This window comes from Streptomyces sp. Xyl84 (genome assembly GCF_059731885.1).
On sequence record NZ_AP029182.1, the window covers coordinates 7,146,610 to 7,172,101 of the forward strand.

Consider the following 25,492-nt stretch of genomic DNA (forward strand, 5'->3'; position numbering starts at 1 on the left):
CTTACGAGAGCAGCACCGCCTGTTCCGCTGCACGGAGTGCCGGATCTGCGAGGTGGCGGCCCGGGACACGGACGGACCGATCAAGCCGCGCACCGGCATGGTCGGCTACAGCGGCGAAACCGAGCGGGTCTACCCGCTGCTGCCCGAGGATCCGGCTCTTCAGTACGGCCACGCGGCCTTCCTGGCGACGAAGGTCCGCAGCATCGGCATCGGCCGGGCGCCGCGGTTCTCGAGGCGGGCCGGGAAACCGGCTTCCAGGGTCGTCGTCGAACTCGGCCGTCGGACCGAGCTGATCGCCCCCGCAATCGAATGCGCTGCGCGTGGGCGCTTCGACTTCGGCACCGAAGTACCTGAGCTGCGTGATCGGGGAGCTGTGCGATGCCGCTCAGTCGCGTCCTGCTGGAGATTGAGGCCGGGACTCCCAGTCCGGCCCAGGGGCGAGGGCCTCGGGGGGGCTCGAGAGTTGCGGCGGCGCGTCATTGCGGGCTCAGTGCCGTGCATGTATGCCGGAGGGTGAGAGGCCGAGCAGGGGTAGCCACAACGTGTCCACGATCTCGACGATCGCCTCGTCCGGCACTGCTCCCATAATCATCAACATGTCGTGGCGCACCAGGTCGAAGGGCAGGTTCACCAGGCGATCGGGTCGCGGTACGTCCGTAAGCTCGCCGCGTTTGACGGCGCGGTCGACGAGTGTCGCGAAGGGGGGCTGCTGGTCCGTGGGGGAGAGGCGGCTGCGCAGGTCTTGGAAGGTGGTGCCGGTCTCGCGGAAGTAGTCCGCCAGCTGGATGCGCATGAGTATCACGGTGCGGGCCCGCTCGGCGTTGACCGTACGAAGGAGGGCGAGGGCGTCCTGGCGCAGGCTGCCGGTGTCCGGGATGTCGAGTGGATGCCAGTGCCGGGCGAGCGTGGCGACGAGGAGGTCCTCCCGGTGCGGCCAGCGCCGGTAGAGCACCGGTTTGCTGGTTCCGGCGCGTGCTGCGGTGGCCTCGTAGGTGAAGCCGTTGTAGCCGTGCTCGACGAGTACGTCCCAGGCGGCATCGGTGATCGCCTTCTCCAGGGCGGCGCCCCTGCGCCGGGTGGGGGTGTCTTCTATATGCCGCTCACTCACTGCTACCCCCGTATGTCGATCTTCATGGCACTTCGCCATGCGATTGGATCCGCTTGCGTATCTTAACTTGCCGTCGTACGCTTGAGGCAATAAGAAACGCATCGGTATCTTAATAATTGTGCCGAGCAAGGGAAAACGTGCATGTCCATGATCAATGCCGCGCTGGTGGAGTCGTTCGACGAGCCGCCGCACTTCCGCTCCATCCCTGCCCCCGAGGCCGCCCCCGGCCAGGAATTGGTGGACGTCCTGGCCGTCGGCGTGCACCGTGCCACCAAGGGAATCGCTGCGGGCAAGCACTACACCAGCCCCAAGACGCTGCCTGCCCTGGCCGGTGCCGACGCCGTAGCCCGCCGGGCCGACGGCAGCCTTGCCTTCGTCATGCCGATGGGCGCGGGCTCCCTGGCCGAGCGCATCGCGATCGACCCGGCCACCGCCATCCCCGTCCCGGACGGAACCGACCCCGCACTCCTGGTCGCCACCATGAACCCGGCCTTGTCCTCGTGGGCCGCGCTGCGCACCCGAGTGCCCTTTCAGGCCGGGCAGTCGGTCCTGGTGCATGGCGCGACCGGCAACGCCGGATCGATGGCCGTCAAGGTCGCCAAGCATCTCGGAGCCGAGCGCGTGATCGCCGCCGGGCGCAACCGGTCCCGCCTCGACGAACTCACCGCCGAAGGCGCGGACGGCATCGTTCAACTCACCCCCGACCGGAACGCCACCGCAGCCGCGCTCGCAGAGGCCGCCGCAGCGGTCGACGTGGTCCTCGACTGTGTATGGGGACCTCCCACCGAACTCGCCATGCGCGCCATCCTCGAGGCACGTACTGAGGTTTTCAGGGCGGGGTCGGTGGGGTGATGGTCAGACCCGTGGCGGTGAGGCAGCCGTCGATCAGGTGGGGATGGAGCTGGATCTTGCGTAACTCGCGGCGAAGGATGCGGTCGAGGTCATCGGCTGTGTCGAAGGCGGTGTTGGCCATCGCCCTGCGTACCAGCGACCAGACGGCCTCGACGGGATTGAGGTCGGGTGCGTAGGGCGGGAGACGGACGGTGGTGAGCCAGTCGTGCTCGGCCTCGTACTGCTTCAGTCCAGCGGCCAGGTGGGTGTTGAGATTGTCCCAGACCACCACGATCGGGCCGTCGAGCTGGATGTGCGCGCGGACCAGCAGGTCGCGGTAGTCCTTCCAGGAGAAGCTTTTGCGTGTGCCCTTGAGGAGGAGATGGGTGCGGGGCCGGTGGATGAGACGGCTCTTCTCACCGGCTTTGTAGCAGCACAGGGCGGCGACCGAGGTCCGGCGACGGGACCTGCCACGAACGCGGATGACGGGTGTGTGTCCGCGCCGGCCCCAGGTGCGGGCCACCGGTGGCGTCATCGAGAAGCCGGCTTCGTCCTCGAAGACGATCCAGCCGTCACACGCCGCCGCGAGCCTTTTACCTGGGGCCACACCTCCTTCTTCCACAGCTCCACCGCGTGCTCGTCACGCTCGAGGGCTCTGCGGGCCGGTGCCTGCCAGGACCAGCCGTGCCGTTTCAGCAGCCGCCACACCGTCGCCACCGACAGGCTCACCCGCAGACGGCGGCGGATCACCGTCTGGACCCGGGCCAGAGTCCAGCGTTCGTCATCGAAGCCGTGCGCTGACGGACCCTTGCCGAGTTCCTCCTCGAGCACGGTGAACTGGGCATCGGTGACGGTCGGGGAGTTCGCTGGCCCCGCCGAGCGTAAGGCCTCCGCGCCGCCCTCGCGCCAAGCACGGCGCCACCGTTCCACCGACCGCACACTCACCCGCAGATCCTTCGCGATCACCTCCGTCTTCTCACCTGCCGCGAACCGCTGCGCGGCCTGAAGCCGGATCCCCTCACGAAACGCCCGACGCTCAGCGGTCAGGCCCCCACCCTCCGGATACCTCACCTCACCGGCATACCGCAGGGATCATGAACCGTCACCACCCGACGACAACCCGAAAACCTCAGTACCCAGCACACCCGCCTGCTCGACTGGGTGCAGATCGGCGGCATGGGCGGAGACACCATCACGCTGTCCGGACACGCCATGCGCTCCAACGCATTCCGCGTCCTGGGCAGCGGCATCGGAGCGGTCCCCATGGACGTCATGCAGCGGGAGTTCACTGAGCTCGTCGCCGCGATCGCCGAGGGAAGCATGGCCGTGCGCCCACACCCCTTCCCGCTCGAGCAGGTCGAGGCGGCCTGGGCCCACCAGGACGCACCCGGCGAACGCACTGTCATCCTCCTGTAACCCACCCGCCGCCAGCACGGGTACGGTGAGCTGCTGGTGCATTTCTGACTTCGGCTCGTCGGGGTGAAACTTCGCGAAGTCGCGCCGCCCGCCGGCGACGAGGCGGTCGCTTCGGTGATCGACGTGCCGGCCCCGCACCACCGCACTGTACGGTCCGAGGCAGCCCCGGCCGCGCGGCAAAATCCGGGAGACCGGCCACAGCGCGCGGCGCACGCCCTGCTCGGTAACCGGTCACCGTGCATGCCCGGGAGGCGCGCCGCCGCAGCTCCGGTCCGCGCCGCCCCGCCGTCCGGATGCCGGGTCGATGGCCCTTCCCGCGCTCTGCCCGCCACCGCGAGCGTGCGGTGTACCTTCGCCCGGCACGCCCTCGACGGTGCTGCCGCCCGCGCCGCTCTCCTCGGACTCGTCGTCGAACACATCACGAAGGACGTCTGGTCCGGAATCCCAGACCAGGCGTCCTTCATTGCGCCGTGCTCAGACTCCGATCGTGATTTTCTCGATTACTGTAAACGCCAAGCTCAGAGGGATGCCGCGACCGCAGTGCCCCAGGCCCGCCCGACCTCGGCGGTCGGAAATGGCGTCCGCTTGCTCTCGGTGAGCAGACGACGGGCGAATTCACCGAAGACCAGGGCAGCTCGGGAATGCCGGTCAATGATCGCGGCGATCTCGCCCGGGACGCCATCGGGCCGGTGGCAGGCGATCCACTCGCGCAGGAAGACTTCGTGTTCCATATCGCCGCGCAGACCATCAGGCAGATGGTGGCGGAGCAGATGGCTCACAGTGTGGCAGCGGTCATACGCGAGATGCCTGGCGAGGAACTCCGCCTCGGCCCCTGACAGTTCGAAGCCGGAACTCAGCGCGAGTCCGAAGTCCGCGAAGTACAGCAGCCGACCGTCGGTCAGGACATTGGCGAAGTGGGCGTCGCAGTGGACGAGCCCGTGCGAGCTCATGAAGGCGGTGCCGCGCGCCAGGGCTTGCTCCACCCACGGGTACGGCGAGCTCTCCCCGTCCTCCGGTGCGGCGGTCCGGTAGTCGTGCAGCCAGTCGCCGAGTGTCTGCGGGACGTGTTCCAAGAAGAGCACCAGGCTGGACGAAGACCGGCTGATGGCCTCCAGACGCTCGCGCACGGCCGATGAGCCCTCCCAGCGCGAGACCGCCCCGTGGAGGTCTCCGAACTCGTCGGCGAACCCTTCGGGAGGGGAGTCGGGCAGGATGCGCCAGTGGTACATCAAGGGAAAGCCCTCATACTCGTTCCCGAGGACCCAGTTGGTGGTCATGACGTGCACGGCCAGCTCTCGCCAGGTCCCGAACCCCGCTGAGCCCACCCCGTACTGGTAGAACAGCGGCAGTCCGAAGACGTTCGCCGTCGACCGCACGTTCTCTGGCCGCAACTCGGTGTCCGTCAGGGGCACCCGTTTGACGAACACCCGCGTGCCGCCGATGTCGAGCTCCGCCGACCTGCCGCCGATGCCGGACCCGAGCGGGTCGGCGGCGGCCACGACCTCACCAAGCCGACGGTCACTCAGAAGGGACAGGCGTGTGGCCATGGTCCCATACGTGGCGAGCCGCTCGGCATACCGCGGGTCCGGATGGTGCATCGACGACTCCTCGGTGCCCAGAACCAGGGCTGCGGTGATCTCTCGGACCTGGTCGAGCCTATCCGCCGGGGCTGTCGAAGGAGCAGGTACGGGAAGTCGCCCCCCCCTGGCTCCCGGATGGCGCCTCGTACGATGACGCGCCCTTGGCACCGATTTCCCACGGACGCGACCGCAAGCGTTCTACCTGCATAAACGGCACTCGTTCACCCGTGTGCCCCGGATGCGCTGTGGACCACCCGCTGCCTCAACGCTGCGACGTCGGTGCCGATGAGTTGAGGATCTCGCGGACGGCCGACGGGGGCGTCGGTGCTTCCCGGCGGTCGGTGGGGACCTGGTCGTAGTCGACGCCGTCGACCGGCCGCACGTGCTGCGGGGCTCGGCCTCAGACCCGGTACTCCGAGGCCCGCACGGCACCGTCTTCGCTGCCCTGGTAGGACGGCAGGCCCACCTGGAACACCCGCCGGTCTCGGTCTGCCGCCGCCTCCACAACCGGGCCACGGGCTCACGGCCCTTCCGTCAGCGCCGGGCTGGCCGCCAACGTGGTGCCTCGTCACCCGGACTGTCCAAAGAAGCGAAGTGAAACGGCACGCCAAGGTGGTCGGCCAGCGTCCGGCCTGCATCGGCGGCAGCTACGCCCGGCGGAGAGCCGTCAGGGCGGCGGTAGACGGTCGCCAGGTGGCTCTCCCCGTCTGGGGAGTCCAGAACCGCGACCAGGAGCACGAACCAGTCGTGCACGGTATCGCCGTCCCAAAACGCCTCCACCCGCCGCCACACGACCCGGGAGGACTGCGGCGCGCGCTGCCAGTGACAGGAGGCCGAGCGGATCGGGCGGTGTGCGCTGCACTCGGTCGTCAAGGGCCTCGTATCGCGCATCGACCAACCGCTCGGCCTCGTGCTGACCTGGTGGTCACCTACGAAGCGACCGACCGCGACCCGCGGTGGACAGAGACGTACGAGTCTAGGACGGCGCCGGCGGCAGGGCGCTGCGCCTCGTCGGCCACACCGCCTCGGATGATGCGCTGGCCGGATGGCTCGCCGGTCCGCCCGACCTGTACGGCGGTGACCCGTTCGATACGCCCTGGGTGGAGGCCGGCCCCGACCGCCTCGCCGTCCTGCGACGGCCAGGTCCTCCACCAGGGCCGCCACGCCCTGCTCCGCCCGGGCGCCGCTGACCCTCGCGTGACCATGGCGGTGGGAGGGGACGGCACCAGGGGATGGGCCGTGGTCCAGGAACGAGCGTGCACTCCGGCGGAAGCCGATGACCTGCTCGCCGGGGTCGTGACTCGGGCGCAGGAGATCGTCCGGGACCATCCGCGTCCGTAGACATCCAGCAGGCGGGAAGAGGGGCGGCCCCGGCCACCATGTGGTGACCGGGGCCGCCCCTGTGCCCCTTTCGGCAGCCCCGAGCCGTCCGGGCGTCGTGACGCATTTTGATCGCACACCAACCGAAAGTTTTATGGCTCATTTTTCTCCAGAGGGTGGTTTGGTTGGCTTCGTTCATCTCCAGGAACAGCGATTGTCGATCGGCTCTGGAGTCAGTTGTCGATCAGTATGCTCGCGAGTTTCGAAGAGAAATGACGGCACTGCGGAGTGAGTGAGGGGAAGGCGGGGCGACCAGCCGCCCGGCAGGGCGGCTGGCCGTCGAGGCAGGTAGCAGCAGGAGAGCGATGCTTATGTGGTGGACGCGGTGCTATGAGTCCAACAGTGCCAGCGCTTCCTTAGCGCTGTGTTCGGCGATCAAACGAAGGGGGCCGGCCACCAGTGAGAGACGCATCGCGAGCATGTAGAGGTCGAGCCGTGCCGGGATCGAGTCCGGGGCGGGAACAGAGCTGGGTACTGATCACCGAAACGAAGCTGCAGGAACACGTGCTCCCACTCGACATCGAAGAACATCAGGCCCTCGATGTCGATGAGGACGAGGTGGCCGGAGGGATCGACCAGGACGTGGTCGGGCCCGAGTTCGCCGTGGATCAGTCCGTGCTGCGTGCGTGAAGCCACTCGTGTGGCCAGCTCCTGGCCGCGACCGCGACCGCGAGCGCGACGGAGATGTGCGTCTTGCCGACCCCGGGAGGCCCGAGCAGGGCGGCATTCGCCTTGCCGTCGACGAACGAGAGGTGGCCAGGTCCTTGACCTTGCGCGGGTCGAGGTCGGGTTGGAAGGAGAAGTCGTACTCGTCGAGCGTCTTGTGGTGCGGCAGCCGGGAGAGCCGCAGGCCTTGACGGAAACGGCGGTCGTCGCGGACGGCGAGTTCCTCGGAGAGGACCAGGTCGAGGAAGTCGAGGTAGTCCATCTTTCTCTCGTCGGCCCGCCGGATGTACTCATTGATCGTTTCGGCCAGGTGGGGCAGGCCGAGCTTGCCGGCCGTGTTGCGGATGCGGGTGGAGGCCAGCTCGCTCAAGACGTTTCCCTCATGCTCGGACGGGTGGTGAAAGGACGGGTGCCGGTCAGCTCCTCATAGACCCACAGGGGACGGCGGCCGGCCTCGACGCGGGTGGCCGCGGCCCGGTTCAGCAGCGCCTGCAGAGGTCCGGCCTCCTCGCCCAGTGGACGTTCACGGCGAGGACCTCGCCGGTGGTGGTGCGGCGTCCCTTGCCGGTGGGCAGACCGTCCCAGTGGGCCTCTTCGACGACCCGGGTCCGCGGCCGATCGCCCGCGGGTGGGGCGGCCAGCAGCGTCTCGCCGCAGTCGGCTGCAATGGTGGAGTGCAGCATGACCTGCGATTCGTGGCCCGGATCTCCACCAGCTGACCCGGTCGGACCCTGCGGGCGGGCACCGAGTAGAGGTTGCTGCCGAAGGCGACCAGGCAGTCCTTGCTGACCGACCGCAGGTGCCGCTCGGCCACCGGATACGTAGTCCCGGCAGCGGTTTGAGGGCCATGTGGCCGCGGGCCGCTCGCCTCTTCCACGGACCGAAGCGTTCGGGCAGGTCACGCCACTGCACGCCGGTCCGCACGCCGTGCAGGATCCCGTCGATCACCTGCTGGTGATCCCGTCACCGGCCACAACGACCGTTGCTGACCGGTAGAAACGGCCGCATTCGTTCCCACTGGGCATCCGTCAGATCCCCTCGCCCCATGTCCACGTCAACGACTCGGAGGCGGGCCAGTCGCATGATCGGCCGAATAAATCCCGGGGTCTGTGCCGGTCCCGCTTTGCGATGCTTATCGCCGGTCCGGGGTCGGCCGCGGAATGATGTTCACGAAGACATCGGGGGCATCGCTGCTGCCCCCAGACGTGTGTGTCTCAATACTGGATGAGGGAGAACGGTATGGAGCCATTACTGTAACAAAAGCTGCTGATCATGAGTCACTCCCGCGGCTTGACGGATGACAGAAGCCCTCGGTCAGCAGTAGGGGTAGGGGGCGGTGATGAATTCGGTCAGAACCGTGCCGCCGGGATCGAGTGCATAGACCCCACGTCCACCGAACAGATGGTTTATCTCGCCCTCTTCGGACTTTTGCGGGTCTGCCCAGTATGTGATTGCCTGATCTTTCAGGCGCGCCAGGATGCCGTCGAACTCGTCGTCGGTCACGAGGAAAGCGAGGTGGCTTTCGTTGATGCGGTCCGGCGGGACCAAGGTGTCGGCGAAGTCGATGCCGACGTTGTTCGCTGTATCCACTTGGGTGAACAGACCCCAGTCGCACGGGGCCGGTCCTCCCAACAGTTCCGCCAGGAACGCGGCGGACTCCCGCCGGTCACGGCAGTGGACGATGATGTGGTTCAGCTCATTGGGCATTGTGTCTCCCTTGGGGAACGTGAGCGGCTCGGCACCGTTAATGATCTTGCTGGTGGGTCGGTGCACAGATTGCTTCCCGGCTGCTTGCGCGGGGCGATGCCGGGGATCGGCATCGTTGGGGCGGGACCGTTCAAGCCGGCATCGTGTCGGCGATGTTCGAGTGAACCGCCGTCCGTCCGGCCCCCACCTCAAGCCTGGTCGGTGGACCTTTGCCTTCCCGCGGGCGCGGTGGACGATGCGGTCCCGGGTCACAGGTTCCGGGCGATGGCCCAGGTGCGAGCGCGGGCCTGGGCGTCGAAGAGGTCGGTATGGGTGATCATGATTTCAGTGGCCCCGGCGTCGAAGTAGCGGCGCAGACCGGCGGTGACGGTGTCCTCGTCGCCGGCGATCAGCAGGTCCGCCGCGCTGGACAGTCCTTCGGTTGCGATGACCTTCCGGTAGGACGGGATGCTGTCGTAGAAGCCGAGGGCGGCCGAGACGCGGCTGCGGGCGGCCGCGGCGTCGTCGGTGACCACCGCGGGCACCCCGGCCACGATCTGCGGGGCCGGCCGCCCGGCCGCGGCGGCGGCTTCGGTGATGGCCGGCACGATCTGTCCGGCCAGGGTGCGAGGCCCGGCGAGGAAGGGAATCGTCCCCTCGGCCAGCTCGCCCGCCGCCGCGAGGGCCCGTGGCCCCATCGCGGCCACCAGGACCGGGACTTGCGGCACGGCCCCGGCCACAGCCGTCGGGCCGGCCGGGCGCGACGACAGCGTCTGTCCCACGAAGGCAGCATCGTCACCGGCCAGCAGCGGACGCAGCGCGATGAGGTACTCGCGCAGGTGCTTGATCTGCGGCGGATACGGCAGGCCGAACTGCGGCTCAAGTACCGTGCGCGCACCGAGCCCGACACCGAGCCGAAAACGCCCCGCAGTAGCCGCCTGCGCGGTCTTCGCCGCCGCCGCGAGCAGCAGCGGGTGGCGAGGATACATCGGCACGACCGAGGTTCCTACGCCGATTCTGGGTTCCGCCCGGCCCACCAGCGCGGCGAGCTGGGGCGCGTCGTAATCCGCCGCCTGCCCGAACCACACCGTGCACATCCCGGCGTCGGCCACCTCGTGCGCGAGTTCCACAGCCCGGTCCACGAGGTTGGCCAGGCCGGGGTCCTGCGCGAACGTGCCTCCCAGAAACACTCCCGTCCTCTTCCCGACAGTGTTCATCACGAGCCCCTTCGCCTGATCGAGTCCGCAAGCCTCCGTCGCCCTCACCACCGCGGCCTGCATCGTCCCGCAGCACCGCGGTGATTACAGGTTCTGCAATCACTGTACAGGTTGATTACAGGCTCTGCAGTCTCTACTGTGCGTGTCATGGCACGATGGCCGGGCGGCGCGCCGGAACGACTGCAGGAAGCCGCGATCGAGTTGTTCACCGAGCGCGGCTATGAACGCACGACCGTCGCCGAGATCGCGACGCGCGCCGGCCTGACCGAGCGCACCTTCTACAACCACTTTGCCGACAAGCGCGAAGTACTCTTCCCCGGACAGGACTCGTTCATCGCTGGGGTACGAGACGCGCTCAACAGGGCACCCGCCGAGCAGTCTCCGCTCGACGCGATCCGCGCGGTCTTCACTGCCGGCAGTGACTGGTTCGACCAGCGCCGGAACGCGGCACAGCGCCGCAGGAACATCCTCGACGCACACCCCGACCTGCGGGAACGTGAATGGGCGAAACTGGCGGCCCTCGCCGCTGCGATCGCTGGCGCGCTGCGCGCACGAGGCGTTCCCGACCCTGCTGCCACGCTGACCGCAGCCGTCTCCGTCACCGCCTACCACTGTGCCGCAGCCCGGTGGCTGGCCGATCCGCAGCACGGCACGTTCGGGCAACACCTCCACGCAAGCTTTGACGATCTGCACCGCACCGCACGCAACTGGTAACGTCACGGAACCGCGCGGACACGGCGGCGACTTACTGACTTCGGCTCGTCAGGGTGACGTCAGTGACGCGGCCGACCCGCTGGGACCTGATCGAGCAGCAGTACGACCAGATAGTGAAGGACGCCACCGCACTCCGGCTCGGGACGGCGGAAGCAGAGCAGGTCCTGCGGCGCTTCACCCGCAGCGGCCCCCAGCACCCGACCCACCAGGCTCTCGAAGAACTCGGCCGGGCAGTTCGTACGGTGTTCGCCTGCGATTACCTGGCCAGTCCTGGCCTGCGCCGCGAGATCCACGCCGGGCTTCAGGCCGTGGAGAACTGGAACAGTGCGAACACCGTGCTCCACTACGGCAAGGACAGCGCGCGGCCAGGGCGCGGGCGGCAAGCTGTAGGCCGAGTCCGGGGAAGCTCAGCAGGATCTTGGTGTCCGAACGCTGCGGGAAGGTCTCTTCGACTGCCTCGGCGAGGCTGTCGGCGGCGATGCAGGCCGCGTCCAATTGGATGAGGAGGGCGAGCATCTGATTGCCGAGCGCGTCCTCGACCAGCGCGGGCTGGTCGGGCCCACTCGCCTCGGAAGACCTCGCCGAGACGCTCGGCCTCGGCCTCGGGCCGCGCTGGCGATCTGCTCGCTTGAGCGCGGACTGGAACTGGGTGCGGGCCAGCTGTGCGCCGGGTGGGGTCGGCGCGGTCTTGAGCAGTTCGCGGGCCTCGGGCTGGCACAGCCCCTGGATCCACGTGGCGAAGGCGGCCAGGGCGGCGGGGTAGTACTCGCGCAGCAGAGAGCGGAGCTGGTTGGCGAGCTGCTGCCGGTTCCAGAGCGAGTCCGCCTGGGCGCGGGCCAGGACGGTGACCGCGCGGCGGAGGTCGGAGTCGTCGGGCAGGGGCCGGTGGGCGTGCATGCCGGTGCGGAGGATGTCAGCGAGACGAGGGCGTTGCCGAGGTCAGAGTTCTTGCGAGAGATGCTGTGACGATCGCGGTAGCGGGCGGCGGCCATCGGGCTGATGACGAACGCCTTGCGCTTGCCGGCCCGCAGCCCCGCGACCAGCAGGCCGCGGGAGGTCTCGATCACGACCGGGATCGGGTTCTCGGCGGTGTCCCGGTGTCCCCGTACTCAGCGAGCAGCTCCGGCAAGTTCTTTTAGCCGGCCGCTGTCGACACCGCATGGCGGCCCATGCAGTTTCTCTACACCCTCGATCCCACCGCTACCGGGACCACCTGATCCGCGGCGCCGTCTACTTGGCCGGATGACGTGTCGGCACCGCGACTCGGACCTGATGCACCGCAGCAGCCAGGAACCGGATCTCATGGCGGTTCTCAGGGGCGCCGGATTCGCCGAGACCCTCGACTGGCGTCCCATGCGGTTCGTCATCACCGGCCCCCGCGGGCGGGAGATCGATCTGCATCCTCTGGTCTCCGGGGCGGACGGATCCGCTGTGCAGGCATCGCCCGACCCGGAGCACCCCTTCGTCTATCCCGCCGCGTGCTTCGTCACCGGCACGATCTCGGCCATCACCGTCCCGTGCCTGTCACCGGAGCAGCAGGTCTACTTCCACCAGGGCTGTGAACCGGCTGACCACGACCGTCACGACATGGCCCAGCTCCGGCAGACGTTCGGCATCACCACCCACTTCTGAGCAGCCCGCCAAGCGCGCTTCCCCTCGTCTCGGACCCTAACGGTGGCCCGCGCCAGGGCGCGGCCTAGATCAGCGCCGTCAGAACGCCCCCGTCGGCTCGCACCGCGGCTCCGTTGGTGGCCGCCGACAGCGGGCTGGCCAGGTAGAGCGCGAGCTGCGCGATCTCGGACGGTTCGATGAAGCGTTGCAGGAGGGTGGTCTGGTTGGCGCCGATGATGGCGGCCTTCATGTCGTCGACCGGCATGTTCCGGGCCTGGGCGATGCCGGCGACCGTGTCCGCGACGCCGTCCGAGTAGGTGGGTCCGCCGAGGATCGTGTTGACGGTGACCTCGGTTCCGCGCGTGAGCTTGGCGAGGCCGTTGCCGAGGGCGATCATCGCCGCCTTCGTCACCCCGTAGTGCACCATGTCGGCGGGGATGTTCACGCCCGATTCGCTGCTGATGAAGATAATGCGGCCCCAGTTCCTCTCGAGCATGCCCGACAAGACCTGGCGGGAGAGCCGGACGCCGCTCATGACGTTGACGTCGAAGTAGCGCTGCCACTCGTCGTCGGAGACATCCTCGAAGCGGTCGAGGCCGAAGAGACCGACGTTGTTGACGAGGATGTCGAGATCGCCCAGTGATCCCAGCAGATCCTGGACCTGAGCGGCATCGCTGAAGTCGGCGACCCGTCCGGAGACTTCCGCATCCGGCAGTTCGGCGCGGAGGCGCTGCAGGGCGTCTTGAACGCCGGTCTCGCTGCGCCCGTTGATGACCACTCTCGCCCCCTCGCCGAGCAGTGCACGCGCGACGGCGAAGCCGATGCCTTGTGTCGAACCGCTGACGAAGGCGGTCTTGTCTTTCAGTCGCAGGTCCATGGATCTTCTCGTTCCTGTGGTGCCGTACTGGTCGCATTGACTTTCCTGAGCAAGTAAAACTAGAGCGGGATGACTTTCCTAGTCAAGTCATCAGGGGTAGGCTGGCGCCATGTCACGACTCAGCAGCGACGACCTCGAAACCTGGTCTGCCCTGGCAACCGTCCTGGAATGGCTACCGACTGCCCTCGACACGCAGCTGCAGCGGGACGCCGCGCTGACGCACTTCGAATACGGCGTGATGTTCGCGCTTGCCCATGCCGATGACCGCACCCTGCGGATGAGCACCCTGGCTGGCTACTCCAATAGCTCCTTGTCGCGCCTCTCGCGCGCGGTGGCCCGCCTGGAGACGAAGGACTGGATACGCCGGGCGCCCGACCCGACCGACGGTCGCTTCACTCTCGCCATCCTCACCGACGCCGGCGAGCGGAAAGTTGAACAGGCCACCCCCGGGCACGAGGCCACCGTCAACCGGCTGGTCTTCGATTCCCTGACCACAGCCCAGACGCGGCAACTGCGCGACATCAGCCGACGCATCACGACGGCCATCCGCAGCGAAGACGGCTGGACGCTGCCCCCCAAGGCCACCCCGTAAGCGGGTCGTCCTCCCGCTCGCGGGCCGGCTGCGGGGTGGAACGGTTCCCAGCTCGTCAGGGTGAGACGGGGGGCATGAGACGGAACTGCTGCCGCCGAGGACAACGATGAAATGTAGGACGGTGATACCGATGGCCGCCCTGTCCGGGCCAGACGGAGGTTGAAGGACAAGCTCAGTCCGCTCCGTCGCCGTCGTCGTCGAGCCCGGCGGCGTCCGGGTCCCGCAGGGGTCGCAAGGCCGCCGCGGCCAGGGTGGAGGCGGTGAAGCTGTTGCGGCCGAGCACGTCGAGGTTCGCGTGCTTGAGCGGGGAGAGCCGGGCGATGTCCTCGTCCCGCAGCTCGTGGCCCTCGGCGCGGAACTGGGCAACGGCGGCGTCGATGTACTTCGTGGTCCAGAGCACGATGGAGTTGAGGACCAGGCCGAGCGCGCCGAGCTGGTCCTCCATCCCGTCGCGGTACACCTGGTGGATGGTGCCGCGCTTGCCGGCTCCCATGCTGGAATCGCCGCGCAGCAGGGCCGAGGCCGCCAAGCACCGCCGGGACCCGGCAGGGGAGGTGGACGCTCTGCTCAGCGGGCGCGATGCCCTGACCGGTGCACGGTGGTGCCCGGGGCGGGCTGGTGACTGCCTGGTGGTCACCTACGAGGCCACCGACCGAGACCTGCGCTGGACGGAGACGTACGAGGTCCAGGGCGGCGCCGGCGGCAGGGCGCTGCGCCTCGTCGACCACACCGCCCCGGACACCTCCTTGGCCGGATGGTTCGCCGGCCCGCCCGGCCTGTACGGCGGCGACCCCTTCGAGACGCCCTGGATGGAAGCCGGCTCGGACCGTCTCGCCGTCCTGCGCGGCGGCCAGGTCCTCCATCAGGGCCGCCACGCCCTGGCCCGCCCGGGCGCCGCCGACCCCCGCGTGACCATGACGGTGGGAGCGGACGGCACCATGGGCCTGGCCGTGGTCCAGGAGGGCCGGTGCCCCTGCGGAAGCCGATGACCTGCTCGCCAAGGTCGTGACCCGGGCACAGGAGTTGGTTCGGGACCACCCGCGCCCGTAGAGCACTCAGCGCGCCGGAAGGGGGGCGGCCCCGGCTGCCAGGTGGTGACCGGGGCCGTCCCTTCGGTGTACCGGCCAAGGCCTCGGTCAACTGCGCTACGCTCACGGTACGTTGCGTGTCCGCCCGAGCACCCAGCGCATTCTGGGGGCGTGGTCCGGCAGCAGACGGACAGGAGACCGAGCATGGATGTTCTGCCCGCCCCCACCGCTGCCGGTGAGCTGCACATCGCAGACCTGCGGCCCGTACTCCAGCGTGTGCTGCCCCTGCTCGGCTTCTGCGCCGGCCGGGAGGGCGCGGACTCCCACCCGGAGCAGACCGCCCTGCTGCTCGGCGCCGCCGATGAGGTGGCGGACGTCCTGGCCCGCACCGCCCCCGTGTGACGCTCCGGGGCCCGAGGTGGAGGGGGGGCCGGTCACCACCAGGTGATGACCGGCCCCCTCTGTCTGTCCTGCACCCGATCGCTCCCGGTGCATGCTGGGGGCGGTCCATGCCGCGCGCTGCTCGTTGGTCAGTTTGTCGGTTGCGGGGCGGGTGTTGTCGACGACGGCGTGCAGCTTGACGGTCGTCTCGTCCGGCAGTACCTCTACCGTCTTCCGGGGTACCTGCAGGTGTCCCTCCCGCTCGCTGTACTGCCGGGCGGCTGCCAGGTTGACCGCCCGCGCCGCCTCCCGCCGCCCCACCGGCCGCGCCGCCTCGACCCCCGCCGGGGCGGGCTCCGGGCCCAGTGTCTCCGGGAGGTACTGCTGCGCGGACATGAGCCGCTCCCACCCGGCACGCTGCGCCGTCGCCCATGCTCCGAGGTCTTCGCCCTGGACGATGACCGCGCCTGCGGCCTGGGGGAGCGGCCCGCGGGCCCTCACGTGGGCCTGGCACAGCCGGTAGGCGCGTTGCCATCCCGCATCCCACACCGGACACCACCCGGCGTCGATGGCTTCCAGTGTCTCCATGCGGCTCTCGGACAACTCCCCAGTGCTGGGCACGCCCGTTTCCCCTGCCGCGTGCCTCCACCACGGTGCTGCCGTCGCCCTCCTCCTGCACACGGTGCCGCGCGTCATCGACCGGAACGGTGGAGAGGGGCACATCGGAGGGCAGGCGGCGCAACCCTGCCGATGACCCGGCCCTGCGCTGTCTGACCGGCCTGGACGCCGAGGTGTACGCACACGTCCTGGCCGCCCGCGGCGCCCGCGAGGTTGTCGCCCGGACCGCCGCCCAGCTTCGCGCCCTGGCCGATGAGGTGCCCCGGGGGTGTCTGGTCCGTCCGACCGGGGCGTGTCAGGGAGGCCGGCACCGACCTGTTGACCGGACTACGCGGGGACACGCCGGAGAGCACCGCATCCCTCAGCTGGCCTAGTCGGTAGATGTTGCGCCGTCCGATCGACAAGGGAGCGCAACGAGTTGAGCGAGTTCCGTGACGTCCGTGCCATCGAGCTGCCCCGCTGGGGGCGGGTCGCGCCTGATTCCGGGGTCGTGCCCTGGCTGGTCTTCGATGAGGAGGGGAGAGCTGTGCCGCCGGTCCGTACGTTCCTGATCGACTTCGTTGCCCGGGACAACCGGACTGGCAGCGTGCGCAGTTACGCCTACGACCTGCTGCGATGGTGGCGGTGGCTGCGGGTTGTGGACGTCGAGTGGGACCGGGCGACGTCGGCCGAGGTTCGTGACTTCGTGCTGTGGCTCGGCGCCGCAACCAAGCCCCGCCGTGCACCGAGGACACGTTCGGCGGCGACCGCCGGGACCACGAACCCGGTCACGAAGAAGCCCTACCTGGACGACCGGTACAAGCCCCGTACCGTCCGACACAGCAACGCCGTGATCCGCTCCTTCTACAGCTTCTGGATCGAGACCGGCGCCGGCCCGCTGGTCAACCCGGTGCCGCTGGCCCGCACCGACCGGCGCAGGCCGCATGCCCACCACAACCCGCTGGAGCCCTACCGGGCCGAGGGCAAGCTGCGCTACAACCCCAAGGTTCCGCGGCGCTGGCCCCGCCAGATGCCGGACGAGCGGTGGAACGAGCTGTTCGCCGCTCTGCGCTCGAACCGCGACCGGGCTCTGCTGGCGACGGCCGTCAGCAAGGGCGCCCGCGCCTCGGAACTGCTGGGCGTGCGCGGGGTGGACCTCGACTGGGGAGACCAGCTCGTGCGCGTCGTGCGCAAGGGCACCCTCGCCGAGCAGTGGCTGCCCACCAGCCCCGAGGCGATGCTCACCGACACCCCGCCCACGACAGGGGAACCCGGCCATGCACCCGATACGCCTGATCTCGTTCGGCTACCTGCACCTCAAGGGAGGCCCGCCGCCGACCGCTGACCGCGTCGAAGACGTCCGTGACCGGCTCCGCGACCCAGCCGCCGCCCGCGACATCCTCGACCTCGACACCCCCGGCGCCCGCGAACTGATCGCCAACCTCGCCGACTACGCGGAACTCCCCGCGGGCCCCCGGCGCATTGCCATCGGATGCGCCGGGGGCCGGCACCGAGTCGTTGACCGGACTACGGAAAGACACGTCGGGCTGGAGCGCATCCCCCGCCTGGCCTAGTTGGTAGACGTTGCGCCATCCGAGAACGAAGGAGCGCAACGGAGTTGAACGAGCAATCCCGTGACATCCGCACCATCCAGCTCCCGCCGTGGGGGCGGGTGGCTGCGGACCCCGGTGTCGTGCCCTGGCTGGTCCTCGATGAGAAGGGGAAAGTCGTGCAGCCGGTCCGCAGGTTCCTGATCGACTTCATCGCCCGAGACAACCGCACCGGCAGCGTACGCAGCTATGCCTACGACCTACTGCGCTGGTGGCGGTGGCTGCGCGTGGTCGATGTCGAGTGGAACCGTGCGACCTCGGCAGAGGTCCGGGACTTCGTCCTGTGGCTCCGGGCCGCGACGAAGCCGCGCAGGTCGGCGCGTACAGATTCCGCGTTGACCGCGGGCACCACGAATCCGATCACGAAGAAGACGTACCTGGACGACCGCTACAAGCCGCGGACGATTCGGCACAGCAACGCGGTGCTGCGCAGCTTCTACGACTTCTGGATCGAGACCGGCAGCGGCCCGCTGGTCAATCCGGTGCCGCTGGCGCGGTCCGATCGGCGCCGGGCGCACGCCCACCACAATCCGCTGGAGCCGTACCGGGGCGAGGGACGGCTGCGCTACAACCCCAAGGTCCCCAAGCGGCGCCCACGGCAGATGCCGGACGAGCGGTGGAACGAGCTGTTCACGGCCCTGCGCTCGAACCGGGACCAGGCGATCCTGGCCCTGGCCGTCAGCAATGGCGCCCGTGCCTCGGAACTGCTGGGCGTGCGCGGGGTCGATCTCGACTGGGGCGACCAGCTCGTGCGCGTCGTGCGCAAGGGCACGCTCGCCGAGCAGTGGCTGCCGGCCAGTCCGGAGGCGTTCATCTGGACTCGCCTCTACCTGGCCGAAGGCCCGCCGCTGGGCCCGCAGGCCCCGCTGTGGTGGACCCTGCGCCGCCGCGACCACGGCGAAAGACTGGCCTACCAGGTCATGAACTACGAGGCGCTGCGCGCAGTGTTTCGCCGGGTCAATGCCCTGCTGGGCACGAACTGGTCGATGCACGACCTACGGCATACCGCAGCCCTGCGCATGGCCCGGGACGAGAGCCTGTCGCTGCGGGACGTGCAGACCATCCTCGGTCACGCTCACCTGTCCACCACGGCGGACATCTACCTGGTGGAAGAGGAATCCCAGGTCATCCGTCGCGTCCAGGAGCATCTGGCCGAAGTGAAGGGCCGGGCGAAACCTCCGCCGCCGGCGGTGGCGAGCGGTTACGAGGCCAGCGACCTGGACGTGCTGTTCGGTGGTGGTCCGGCATGAGCCGCCGCGCCAACCGCGTGATGCTCGCGGGCACCGGGCCCACCCCTGAGCGTCGTTTGTTCGTCGCGCACGACGTGAAGGCGGGCGAGAAGCGCGTCGGCCTCCATGAGCATCCGGGCCGTGAGGACGTCCTGGCCCTGCTGCCGCTCTCCCCGGTCTGGCCGGCGCAGGACTACTCCAACGGCCGCGTGCTCGGCCGAAACCGCCTGATCGGGGCCGGGCAGGTCCTCGACTGGCTCCTGACGCACCCCGGGGACGGCTGGCAGGCCCGATGGAGGGCGGCCGGTGCCGACCGAGGCAAGGACTGGATCGAGCAGTTGCTTGCCCGGACAGACAACGGCCACAGCTACCAGGGGCGCCGCTCAACGCTGCTGAGCGGTCTGAACAGCATGTTCATCAGCCGCATCGTGCTGCCCGACTACGAGTTCCTGCGCGGTTACAAGGCCATGGCGCTGTTCAAGGACATCCAGCGCATGTTCCCGCCCGGGATGCTGGAGCAGATGCGCCGCCACGGCAGCGAGCTGGGCATGACCGGCCGGCACGTCGACGAGGGCCTGCGCGTGATCTCCAAGATGATCCTGTACACCGGCCGCGACCTCGGCCAGCTCACCGTCGAGGACGTCTTCGAGGCGCGGGCCTGGGGACGGCGAGCCATCGGCTACTCCTACGACGGCACCCCCAGCGCCTGGGACCTGCTGCGCGGCGCTGCGGTGATCCACTCCAAGGACACCCTCAAGGACGCGCTGCGGCACGGCCAGCGGCCCACCGCTGAACTGGTCGACTTCTACAACCTCCAGTGCACATCCGTGCGCAACCTGCTGGTCCGCTATCTCGAAGAACGTCGACCCGGCCTCGACTACGGCAGCTTCGTCGGCCTGGCCCGAGATCTGGCCGGCGTGTTCTGGGCCGACATCGAGGCCCATCACCCCGGCATCGACACTTTGCGTCTGCCCGAGGAGGTGGTCGACGGCTGGAAGGAGCGGCTGCTCACCTACGTCAACAAGAGCGGCGAGGTGGTGGAACGCCGGGGCCGCTACGACGTCATGATGCGCATCCGCGGCTTCTACCTCGACATCCAGGAATGGGCGCACGAAGATCCGTTCTGGGCCCCGTGGGCCTGCCCCAGCCCGATCCGTCGCGGCGATGGCGCGGGCCAGCACAAGGCTCTAGCACAGACCCAGGCCCGCATGCATCAACGCGTCCGCGAACGGCTTCCCCACCTCGGGCGCCTAGTCGAAGTTGCCGAGCGTGAGCGAAACCAGACTGCCGCGCTTCTGGCGGCCGCGAAGGCCACCGCATTCGACACCTACTTCGAGCACGAAGGCACCCGCTATCTGCGGGTCCTGCCCGCTGCCCACAAGGTCACCAGCCGTCCCGACCACGTCACCCCGCACGTGTACATCCAGGCCGAGGGCAGCACCAAGCGCATCAACCAGAGCATGGCCGAGGACGAGGCGTTCTGGGCCTGGGCCGTCATCGAGGCCCTGCGGCACACCGGAGTACGCGTCGAGGAACTCACCGAGATCACCCACCTCGCGCTGGTCTCCTACAAACTCCCTGACACCGGCGAGATCGTCCCGCTGTTGCAGATCGTGCCGTCCAAGAGCAATGAGGAACGGCTGCTGCTGGTCAGCCCGGAACTGGCCAGCGTCCTGGCCACGATCATCAAACGCCTGCGGGACGCCAACAGCGACAAGATCCCACTCACCGCCCGCTACGACGAACACGAACGCGTCACCGGGCCACTGCTGCCGCACCTCTTCCAGCGCCGGCACTACTGGCAGCCGCAGGTCATGGGCCAGAACACCGTCGCCCGCCTGCTCCGCAAGACCCTGGCCCGGATGGGGCTGCGACCAGGCCGGCAACCCCTTGCGCGTCACGCCTCACGACTTCCGCAGGATGTTCGCAACCGAGGCCGTCACTGGCGGACTGCCCGTCGACATCGCCGCCCGCATCCTCGGACACAAGACCCTGACGACCACCCAGGCATACCTCGCCGTCTTCCAGGACGACTTGATCCGGACCTACCGCGGCTTCCTCGACCGCCGCCGGGCCGAGCGGCCCGTCGAGGAATACCGGGAACCCACCGAGCAGGAGTGGCACGACTTCCAGCAGCACTTCGAACTGCGCAAGGTCTCCCTGGGCACCTGCGGCCGCCCCTACGGAACGCCCTGCAAGCACGAGCACGCCTGCATCCGCTGCCCCGTCCTGCAAATCGACCCTCGCCAGCGAGAACGGCTCATCGAGATCATCCACAACCTCCGCGAACGCATCCGCGAAGCCCGCGGCAACGGCTGGCTCGGCGAGGTCGAAGGGCTCCAGGTCAGCCTCGACGCCGCCACCGCCAAGCTGCACAGCCTCAAGCGCGCCCCCGCCGACGGCCGACCACAGCTGGTCGACCTCGGCATGCCCGTCTTCACCGACCCTGCACCGCCGCCTCCCCGAGAACCGGGAAAACCTGGGGCCTGGGCCTCTCGTGGGGTCACAAGCCAGCAGCGGTAAGGATCCGATACATCTGGGTCGGCCGCAGCACAGAGTTGGCAGCGGCGTCGTCGGCTACCTGGGGGTCCGGGTCACCGAGCAGCCGCTCCAGCAACACGTCCGTGACGTTGGGGTGACGGGCGACCCCGCAGCGCAGGAAGGGCTCGGTAGCGGCGGCGAGCTGCTGAAGGTACGGCAGGGGCAGTTCCGGGTCCTCCAGGGCGAGGTAGCGCACGTTCGGGCTTGGCTCGTCGACGAACGTGCGCAGCACGTCACGAGGGAAGTTGGGGTGGTCGACGAGCAGTGGTCGGATGTGCAATACGTCACCGTGAGCGCGGACCAGTCCTTCCAGAACCTCCGGTGGTGTGTTCGGCCGACGGGCGGCAGCACGGCGAACTACGAGTTCCGGGTCGCTGTCCAGCCGACGCCATGCCTCTTCAGGCAGGTCGTGACAGGAGGCCAGTACGCGCCGGAAGGGTGTGTACTGGCAGTCCAGGTAGGACATCTGCTCATCGAGAGGCGCCTCGCGCAGCCAGTCCGGTTCGGCGAAGTTCCAGCTCAGAGCCACTTCCGCCTCGATACTTCCGTCCGCGCGTTCGGCTTCTACGAGCGCATACAGTCGCTCCCGGGTTTCGGCGTCCACATGCCGACTCTGCGCAACCGCGACCCGCACGAGCGGGTCGTCGATGCCCAGGAGCTGGGCAACCATCTCTGCCGATAGATGAGGGTTACCGGCGACAGCCTGATAGAGCTCCTCTTCCTCGTGCCGCATGAGTTGCGCAAACTGTTCCGATGTGAGTGGGACATAGCGTGCCACGCTGGTGCGCACTGCGGGGTCGGCAAGGCGACGCTCCCTCCACTCAGGCGGGACACCCGGATTCCTGTGCTCGGTGGCGGCTGCACGGACCTGCGGATCCGGGTCAGCGAGTAGTTCCACTTGCACGGTGAGAGGCCGGTCGTACCAAGCTCGTGCGACCGCGGCACGCAGGCTCGGACTCGGCGCGCTGGCGAGCATCATCCGCGGCTGACCATAGGCTTCCTCTAGGGTTTCGATGCCGATCTGCACCTTGCGGTCAACCATGTCGCGGACAAAGTCTGTGAACGCGTTGCGGATCGCCGGATCGGGATGCTCGGAAATCCTTCGGCGCATCTCCGGGGAGATCCGGTCCCCGTGAAGGGCCACAGCGGTGTCGCAGTCGCCCTGCGTCAGCAGAGCATCGACAACGGCGTCCTCCAGCCGCCCGCGACGCTGCGATATCCCGTGTCGGCCAGCCTTGTGTGTAGCCAGACGTACCAGGACATCCTGAGGAGCCGACGGGTTCCGCCCCAACCCGGAGAGTTGGGGGTGATCAAGGCTTGTCATGCGCTCAACCTAGTCGGGCCGCTGCGTGCCAGCCTTCCAGCGGTCCTTAGTCCGGAAAAGGGCATCCGGCCTCACCGAAATCCTCGCCCGCGAACTTCGTGATCGTGGCCACCAGGTCGAGGTCGAGCACCTCCACGTCCACTTGCCCCGCGTCCTGAAGACGCCGCAGTGAGGCAGGCGCTGTCTGCTGGACTATGCCTCGCGCCATGCATCGGTGACACAGCCGACCTCGAAGTGCCACCACCCGTCCTCCACGCCGCGGACAAGCAGTGCCTTAATCCCGCTGAGATCTGCATCGGCTGGCACGTTGAAGGCGACCAAGGGGAACTCCTCGCTGAAGACCTCACCACCCAAGCCGAACGGCGACAGCCGCTCGTGAACAGCGTGAGCGCTTCGGCCCAGTGGACCGGACGGAACGGGCAGGACCCGGATGGTGCAGTTGCCCGACGCCTCCACCCGTTCCTTCGACCAGTGGAGACCGTCTGCATCCGTCACAAAGCGCACGATCTCTCCCTCGGCGACCCCGTTCTGCAGGAAGGGGACGTTCTCCACCCGGGCAGTATCGGAGCTCAGCCGCGTTGCCCACAGCCCCTCGGTGTCATGGGGAAGCCAGCCTTCACGCGGCACAAACCGGAACCACACCTTGATCCGGTTGTTCTCAGCGGCGAGGGGCTCGGACGGAGTCATCGAAGTCACGGTCCAGATGATCGCGCACTCGCCTTCACGCATCGAACGCAGGTCCGACTGCCCTTAGTCCGGAAAAGGTCCGTGGCGGTTGCTGAAGCGGTCGCGCGCCGCGTGTGGAGCGCGTGGGGCGGGGAGCGGGACGTGGAGGTTGAGCACCACCACATCGGCCGTCCGGTCCTGCCCGCGTCCGGCTGACCCGCGCTACGCCGAAGGGGCTGCCCGGCCACCACGGTGACCCGGGCCGCCCCCTTCGGCATGCCCGCCACTTACTGACTTCGACTCGTCAGGGTGAACTATGGCGAAGTCCCTGGTGGGTTCGGAGCGGCTCCTGTATCCCGTGGTGGCTGAGATACGCGGATGGGGGCGGGCTGACCTCTGCGGGACGGCAACGCCGGGAGACGGTGCGGATGCAGGCGGCCGAGCTGTTCGAGCAGAAGATCAAGCCGTTCGAGGTGGCACGGCGCCTGAGGGTGAGCCGGAAGTCGGCCTACCAGTGGCATCAGTTGTGGCGGGACGGCGGTCGTGAGGCTCTGGGCTCCCGCGGCCCGAGTGGATCCCGGTGCCGTCTTTCCCCGCGCTGCCTGGAGAAACTGGCCGCGTGTCTGGAGCAGGGTCCGGCCGCGCACGGCTGGGTGGAGGACCAGGTGTGGACCGCGTCGCGGGTGGCCACGCTGATCGGCAGGAAGTTCCACGTCTCCTACAGCGTCTCGGGTGCGACGAGGCTGATGCACCGGCTCGGTTTCAGCCCGCAGGTGCCCGCGCGGCGGGTCGCCGAACGCGACGAGCAGGCCGTGACCGCGTGGAAGGAGGCGACGTGGGCTGAGGTAAAAGAGCCCGGGCGGCCTGCGGAGGCTACGTCTGTTTCGAGGACGAAGCCGGGTTCACCCGCCGGCCGCCCCAAGGACGAACCTGGGGCCGGCGCGGCCACACACTGGTCGTGACGGTGAGTGGCCGCCGCTCGGGGCGCCTGTCGGTGGCCGGGCTGATCGCGATGCGGCCCGGTTCCCGGACCCGGCTGTGCCACCGCCTGCGCACCCACCGAGCGGGCAAGAGCACACGCCGCAGCATGGGCGAGCGGGACTTCATCGCGCTGATCGACGGCGTCCACCAGCTCGTCAAGGCGCCACTCGTGCTGGTGTGGGACCGGCTGAACACCCACATCTCCCGCGCCATGCGTGGGCTGATCGCCGAGGGTGAGTGGCTGACGGTGTTCCTGCTGCCCGCGTCCTCGCCCGACCTCAACCCCGTCGAGTGGGTATGGGCACACGTCAAGCGCAGCCTGGCCAACCTCGCTGTGGTCGCCCTCGACCGACTCGAGACCCTCGTCCGCAACCGGCTCAAGCGCCTTCAGTACCGGCCCGACACCCTCGACGGCTTCATAGCCGGCACCGGCCTGACCCTCGACGAACCACCGTCACCCTGACAAGCCGAAGTCAGTACAGGGTCGCTCAGGTCAGCAAGTGGTCAGCATCGGGTGTGGGAGTGTCCTGGCGTGCTGATCTCGCGGCCTCCGCAGCGGCGCTCTGGGCCCCGGATGCCTCGCTTCTGCCTGGGAGGTGCGTCACGTGGCTCGTCAGCTCGCTCGCGGTATGGGGGCGTTCTGCAAGGACCGCGGCCGTGCCAGGCCGATGCGCTGCCCGCACCCGTTCACGATCCGTTTCCGTGATGGTCGGCTGATGACCGCTCCAGCCGTCGGCGTGCACGCCGAGGACACCGTCGTGGAGGCCGCCCGCACCATGGTCGAGCACCGGGTGAACCAGCTCCCGGTACTCGACGAGGATGACCGCCTGGTCGGCGTCGTCACCCGGCATGACCTGCTCCAGACCTTCCTGCGCCCCGACGCGGAGATCCGCGAGGTGCTGCAACGCGGACTGTGGCTGGGCAACCGCAGCGTCGACGTCACCGTCACGCAGGGAGTCGTGACGCTGAAAGGGCAGCTGGAGCGGAAGAGCGAAAGCGAGCTGGCGGGGGCATGACCCGCAGGACCGACGGAGTCGTCGACGTCGTGGACTGACTCACCGCACGCTTGACGACTCCGGGTTCCGGGACGACACGCGCGTGCCGGGCGGCGTCGCGGACGACTGGTTGCGGCGCCTGTGAGAGGAGGCGGACCGCCATGGAGCAGAGGGTGTTGGTCGCCTACGGACCGGTCAACGGATCGACGGAGAAGACCGCCGAGGCCGTGGCCGAGGTGCTGCGGACGACGGGGATCACGGCCGAGGTGCTGCCCGCCCGGTCGGTGACGGACCTGGATCGCTATGAGGCGGTGGTGGTCCGCCCCGGCGTCGAACTCCCGATCAGTCCCCCGCACCGCCCCTGACCCGCCACCGCCGCGGCAGAAGGGTGGCGGTGGCCGGAGCGAGTCTGAGGAGACCCTCGACGGCGCGGTTCGTCCACCGGCGCCGCAGATCGCTGTC

The 25,492-nt window shown here is 68.8% G+C and carries 26 protein-coding genes and 7 pseudogenes; 16 read left to right on the forward strand and 17 right to left on the reverse strand.

Translation table 11 applies throughout. The features are described 5' to 3' along the window. Window positions 1–487: 487 nt before the first annotated feature. Window positions 488–1,108, reverse strand: a complete 621-nt coding sequence (locus AC6I72_RS31190; RefSeq protein WP_498004477.1) for a TetR/AcrR family transcriptional regulator — start codon at window positions 1,106–1,108, stop codon at window positions 488–490. Between the two features lie 141 nt (window positions 1,109–1,249). Between AC6I72_RS31190 and AC6I72_RS31195 the strand changes: the two genes are divergently transcribed. Next, a complete protein-coding gene (locus tag AC6I72_RS31195; RefSeq protein WP_498004478.1) occupies window positions 1,250–1,960 on the forward strand; it encodes a zinc-binding dehydrogenase in 711 nt (236 codons plus the stop codon). On the opposite strand, the gene AC6I72_RS31200 is transcribed toward AC6I72_RS31195, so the two are convergent. Further along, window positions 1,938–3,010 (reverse strand): IS630 family transposase gene (locus AC6I72_RS31200; protein WP_498004479.1). Its coding sequence is split into 2 segments (ribosomal slippage): window positions 1,938–2,500 and window positions 2,500–3,010, totalling 1,074 coding nucleotides; the frame shifts between segments, so codons are not numbered across the junction. The genes AC6I72_RS31195 and AC6I72_RS31200 overlap by 23 nt on opposite strands. Window positions 3,011–3,115: 105 nt before the next feature. Here AC6I72_RS31200 and AC6I72_RS31205 point away from each other — a divergent pair. Next, window positions 3,116–3,355 (forward strand): hypothetical protein, encoded by a 240-nt coding sequence (locus AC6I72_RS31205; RefSeq protein WP_498004480.1) that lies wholly within the window; start codon window positions 3,116–3,118, stop codon window positions 3,353–3,355. Window positions 3,356–3,873: 518 nt separating this feature from the next. Here the strand turns inward: AC6I72_RS31205 and AC6I72_RS31210 are convergent. After that, window positions 3,874–4,953 (reverse strand): protein kinase family protein, encoded by a 1,080-nt coding sequence (locus AC6I72_RS31210; RefSeq protein WP_498004481.1) that lies wholly within the window; start codon window positions 4,951–4,953, stop codon window positions 3,874–3,876. 1,866 nt (window positions 4,954–6,819) lie between these two features. On the opposite strand from AC6I72_RS31210, the gene AC6I72_RS31215 reads away from it, so the two are divergent. Further along, window positions 6,820–6,945 (forward strand): hypothetical protein, encoded by a 126-nt coding sequence (locus AC6I72_RS31215; RefSeq protein ID WP_498004482.1) that lies wholly within the window; start codon window positions 6,820–6,822, stop codon window positions 6,943–6,945. A 32-nt stretch (window positions 6,946–6,977) separates the two neighbouring features. Here AC6I72_RS31215 and AC6I72_RS31220 read toward each other — a convergent pair. The 6 genes and pseudogenes from AC6I72_RS31220 to AC6I72_RS31245 all read right to left on the reverse strand — a co-directional run. Beyond that, window positions 6,978–7,351 (reverse strand): annotated as a pseudogene (locus tag AC6I72_RS31220) (ATP-binding protein); the annotation flags it as partial. A gap of 109 nt (window positions 7,352–7,460) precedes the next feature. After that, on the reverse strand, window positions 7,461–7,664 hold the full coding sequence (locus AC6I72_RS31225) for a hypothetical protein (RefSeq protein ID WP_498004883.1): 204 nt from the start codon (window positions 7,662–7,664) through the stop codon (window positions 7,461–7,463). Window positions 7,665–7,726: 62 nt separating this feature from the next. After that, a pseudogene (locus AC6I72_RS31230) lies at window positions 7,727–7,858 on the reverse strand (hypothetical protein); the annotation flags it as partial. Next, a pseudogene (locus tag AC6I72_RS31235) lies at window positions 7,852–8,028 on the reverse strand (transposase); the annotation flags it as partial. The pseudogenes AC6I72_RS31235 and AC6I72_RS31230, both read right to left, overlap by 7 nt. A gap of 267 nt (window positions 8,029–8,295) precedes the next feature. Next, a complete protein-coding gene (locus tag AC6I72_RS31240; protein WP_498004483.1) occupies window positions 8,296–8,688 on the reverse strand; it encodes a VOC family protein in 393 nt (130 codons plus the stop codon). A 248-nt stretch (window positions 8,689–8,936) separates the two neighbouring features. Further along, a complete protein-coding gene (locus AC6I72_RS31245) occupies window positions 8,937–9,947 on the reverse strand; it encodes a TIGR03564 family F420-dependent LLM class oxidoreductase (protein WP_498004484.1) in 1,011 nt (336 codons plus the stop codon). Between the two features lie 84 nt (window positions 9,948–10,031). Here AC6I72_RS31245 and AC6I72_RS31250 point away from each other — a divergent pair, with 84 nt between their 5' ends. Together AC6I72_RS31250 and AC6I72_RS31255 are read left to right on the forward strand one after the other, a co-directional pair. Then, window positions 10,032–10,598 carry a TetR/AcrR family transcriptional regulator gene (locus AC6I72_RS31250; RefSeq protein WP_498004485.1) on the forward strand — a complete coding sequence of 189 codons (567 nt, stop codon included), beginning with the start codon at window positions 10,032–10,034 and terminating at the stop codon, window positions 10,596–10,598. Between the two features lie 62 nt (window positions 10,599–10,660). Further along, window positions 10,661–10,951: pseudogene (locus tag AC6I72_RS31255) on the forward strand (Tn3 family transposase); the annotation flags it as partial. A 256-nt stretch (window positions 10,952–11,207) separates the two neighbouring features. Here AC6I72_RS31255 and AC6I72_RS31260 read toward each other — a convergent pair. After that, a pseudogene (locus AC6I72_RS31260) lies at window positions 11,208–11,698 on the reverse strand (IS110 family transposase); the annotation flags it as partial. A 130-nt stretch (window positions 11,699–11,828) separates the two neighbouring features. Between AC6I72_RS31260 and AC6I72_RS31265 the strand changes: the two are divergent. Next, a pseudogene (locus tag AC6I72_RS31265) lies at window positions 11,829–12,230 on the forward strand (nucleotidyltransferase domain-containing protein); the annotation flags it as partial. Window positions 12,231–12,294: 64 nt separating this feature from the next. Here the strand turns inward: AC6I72_RS31265 and AC6I72_RS31270 are convergent. Next, the gene (locus tag AC6I72_RS31270) at window positions 12,295–13,086 is read right to left on the reverse strand and encodes an SDR family NAD(P)-dependent oxidoreductase (RefSeq protein ID WP_498004486.1); all 792 of its coding nucleotides are present in this window, start codon (window positions 13,084–13,086) and stop codon (window positions 12,295–12,297) included. Window positions 13,087–13,195: 109 nt separating this feature from the next. On the opposite strand from AC6I72_RS31270, the gene AC6I72_RS31275 reads away from it, so the two are divergent. Further along, entirely contained in the window at window positions 13,196–13,678 is a 483-nt protein-coding gene (locus AC6I72_RS31275; RefSeq protein WP_498004487.1) for a MarR family winged helix-turn-helix transcriptional regulator, read from the forward strand. Window positions 13,679–13,850: 172 nt separating this feature from the next. On the opposite strand, the pseudogene AC6I72_RS31280 reads toward AC6I72_RS31275, so the two are convergent. Further along, a pseudogene (locus AC6I72_RS31280) lies at window positions 13,851–14,162 on the reverse strand (Tn3 family transposase); the annotation flags it as partial. Between AC6I72_RS31280 and AC6I72_RS31285 the strand changes: the two are divergent. Then, window positions 14,158–14,667 (forward strand): hypothetical protein, encoded by a 510-nt coding sequence (locus AC6I72_RS31285; RefSeq protein WP_498004488.1) that lies wholly within the window; start codon window positions 14,158–14,160, stop codon window positions 14,665–14,667. The pseudogene AC6I72_RS31280 and the gene AC6I72_RS31285 overlap by 5 nt on opposite strands. 162 nt (window positions 14,668–14,829) lie before the next feature. Here the strand turns inward: AC6I72_RS31285 and AC6I72_RS31290 are convergent, their stop codons facing one another. Then, complete coding sequence (locus AC6I72_RS31290; protein ID WP_498004489.1) at window positions 14,830–15,708, reverse strand: hypothetical protein; 879 nt, start codon at window positions 15,706–15,708, stop codon at window positions 14,830–14,832. Window positions 15,709–15,794: 86 nt separating this feature from the next. Between AC6I72_RS31290 and AC6I72_RS31295 the strand changes: the two genes are divergently transcribed. The 4 genes from AC6I72_RS31295 to AC6I72_RS31310 are packed head-to-tail and all read left to right on the forward strand — an operon-like array spanning window position 15,795 to window position 18,544. Continuing rightward, window positions 15,795–16,079 (forward strand): RapZ C-terminal domain-containing protein, encoded by a 285-nt coding sequence (locus AC6I72_RS31295; protein WP_498004490.1) that lies wholly within the window; start codon window positions 15,795–15,797, stop codon window positions 16,077–16,079. Window positions 16,080–16,123: 44 nt separating this feature from the next. Further along, entirely contained in the window at window positions 16,124–17,029 is a 906-nt protein-coding gene (locus AC6I72_RS31300; RefSeq protein WP_498004491.1) for a site-specific integrase, read from the forward strand. Beyond that, a complete protein-coding gene (locus AC6I72_RS31305; protein ID WP_498004492.1) occupies window positions 16,962–17,258 on the forward strand; it encodes a RapZ C-terminal domain-containing protein in 297 nt (98 codons plus the stop codon). Before AC6I72_RS31300 ends, AC6I72_RS31305 begins: the two co-directional genes overlap by 68 nt. A gap of 44 nt (window positions 17,259–17,302) precedes the next feature. Then, window positions 17,303–18,544, forward strand: a complete 1,242-nt coding sequence (locus tag AC6I72_RS31310) for a tyrosine-type recombinase/integrase (protein ID WP_498004493.1) — start codon at window positions 17,303–17,305, stop codon at window positions 18,542–18,544. 362 nt (window positions 18,545–18,906) lie between these two features. Here the strand turns inward: AC6I72_RS31310 and AC6I72_RS31315 are convergent, their stop codons facing one another. Both AC6I72_RS31315 and AC6I72_RS31320 read right to left on the reverse strand, forming a co-directional pair. Next, window positions 18,907–19,635: a hypothetical protein gene (locus tag AC6I72_RS31315; protein WP_498004494.1), complete on the reverse strand. Its 729-nt coding sequence runs from the start codon at window positions 19,633–19,635 to the stop codon at window positions 18,907–18,909. A 138-nt stretch (window positions 19,636–19,773) separates the two neighbouring features. Next, complete coding sequence (locus AC6I72_RS31320; RefSeq protein ID WP_498004495.1) at window positions 19,774–20,424, reverse strand: hypothetical protein; 651 nt, start codon at window positions 20,422–20,424, stop codon at window positions 19,774–19,776. Window positions 20,425–20,443: 19 nt separating this feature from the next. On the opposite strand from AC6I72_RS31320, the gene AC6I72_RS31325 reads away from it, so the two are divergent. Continuing rightward, window positions 20,444–21,046 (forward strand): integrase, encoded by a 603-nt coding sequence (locus tag AC6I72_RS31325; protein WP_498004496.1) that lies wholly within the window; start codon window positions 20,444–20,446, stop codon window positions 21,044–21,046. On the opposite strand, the gene AC6I72_RS31330 is transcribed toward AC6I72_RS31325, so the two are convergent. Together AC6I72_RS31330 and AC6I72_RS31335 are read right to left on the reverse strand one after the other, a co-directional pair. After that, window positions 21,027–22,388: a hypothetical protein gene (locus tag AC6I72_RS31330; RefSeq protein WP_498004497.1), complete on the reverse strand. Its 1,362-nt coding sequence runs from the start codon at window positions 22,386–22,388 to the stop codon at window positions 21,027–21,029. The genes AC6I72_RS31325 and AC6I72_RS31330 overlap by 20 nt on opposite strands. A 192-nt stretch (window positions 22,389–22,580) precedes the next feature. Then, the gene (locus AC6I72_RS31335; protein ID WP_402404551.1) at window positions 22,581–23,075 is read right to left on the reverse strand and encodes a DUF4265 domain-containing protein; all 495 of its coding nucleotides are present in this window, start codon (window positions 23,073–23,075) and stop codon (window positions 22,581–22,583) included. Window positions 23,076–23,419: 344 nt separating this feature from the next. Here AC6I72_RS31335 and AC6I72_RS31340 point away from each other — a divergent pair. From AC6I72_RS31340 to AC6I72_RS31350, 3 genes are all read left to right on the forward strand, one after another. Beyond that, window positions 23,420–24,498, forward strand: a protein-coding gene (locus AC6I72_RS31340; RefSeq protein WP_498004872.1) for an IS630 family transposase whose coding sequence is annotated in 2 segments (ribosomal slippage) — window positions 23,420–23,921 and window positions 23,921–24,498 — 1,080 coding nt in all. Because the reading frame shifts where the segments join, the coding sequence is not laid out codon by codon here. Between the two features lie 253 nt (window positions 24,499–24,751). Beyond that, a complete protein-coding gene (locus AC6I72_RS31345; protein ID WP_498004498.1) occupies window positions 24,752–25,051 on the forward strand; it encodes a CBS domain-containing protein in 300 nt (99 codons plus the stop codon). A gap of 140 nt (window positions 25,052–25,191) precedes the next feature. Then, window positions 25,192–25,395: a hypothetical protein gene (locus tag AC6I72_RS31350; RefSeq protein WP_498004499.1), complete on the forward strand. Its 204-nt coding sequence runs from the start codon at window positions 25,192–25,194 to the stop codon at window positions 25,393–25,395. Window positions 25,396–25,492: the final 97 nt, after the last annotated feature.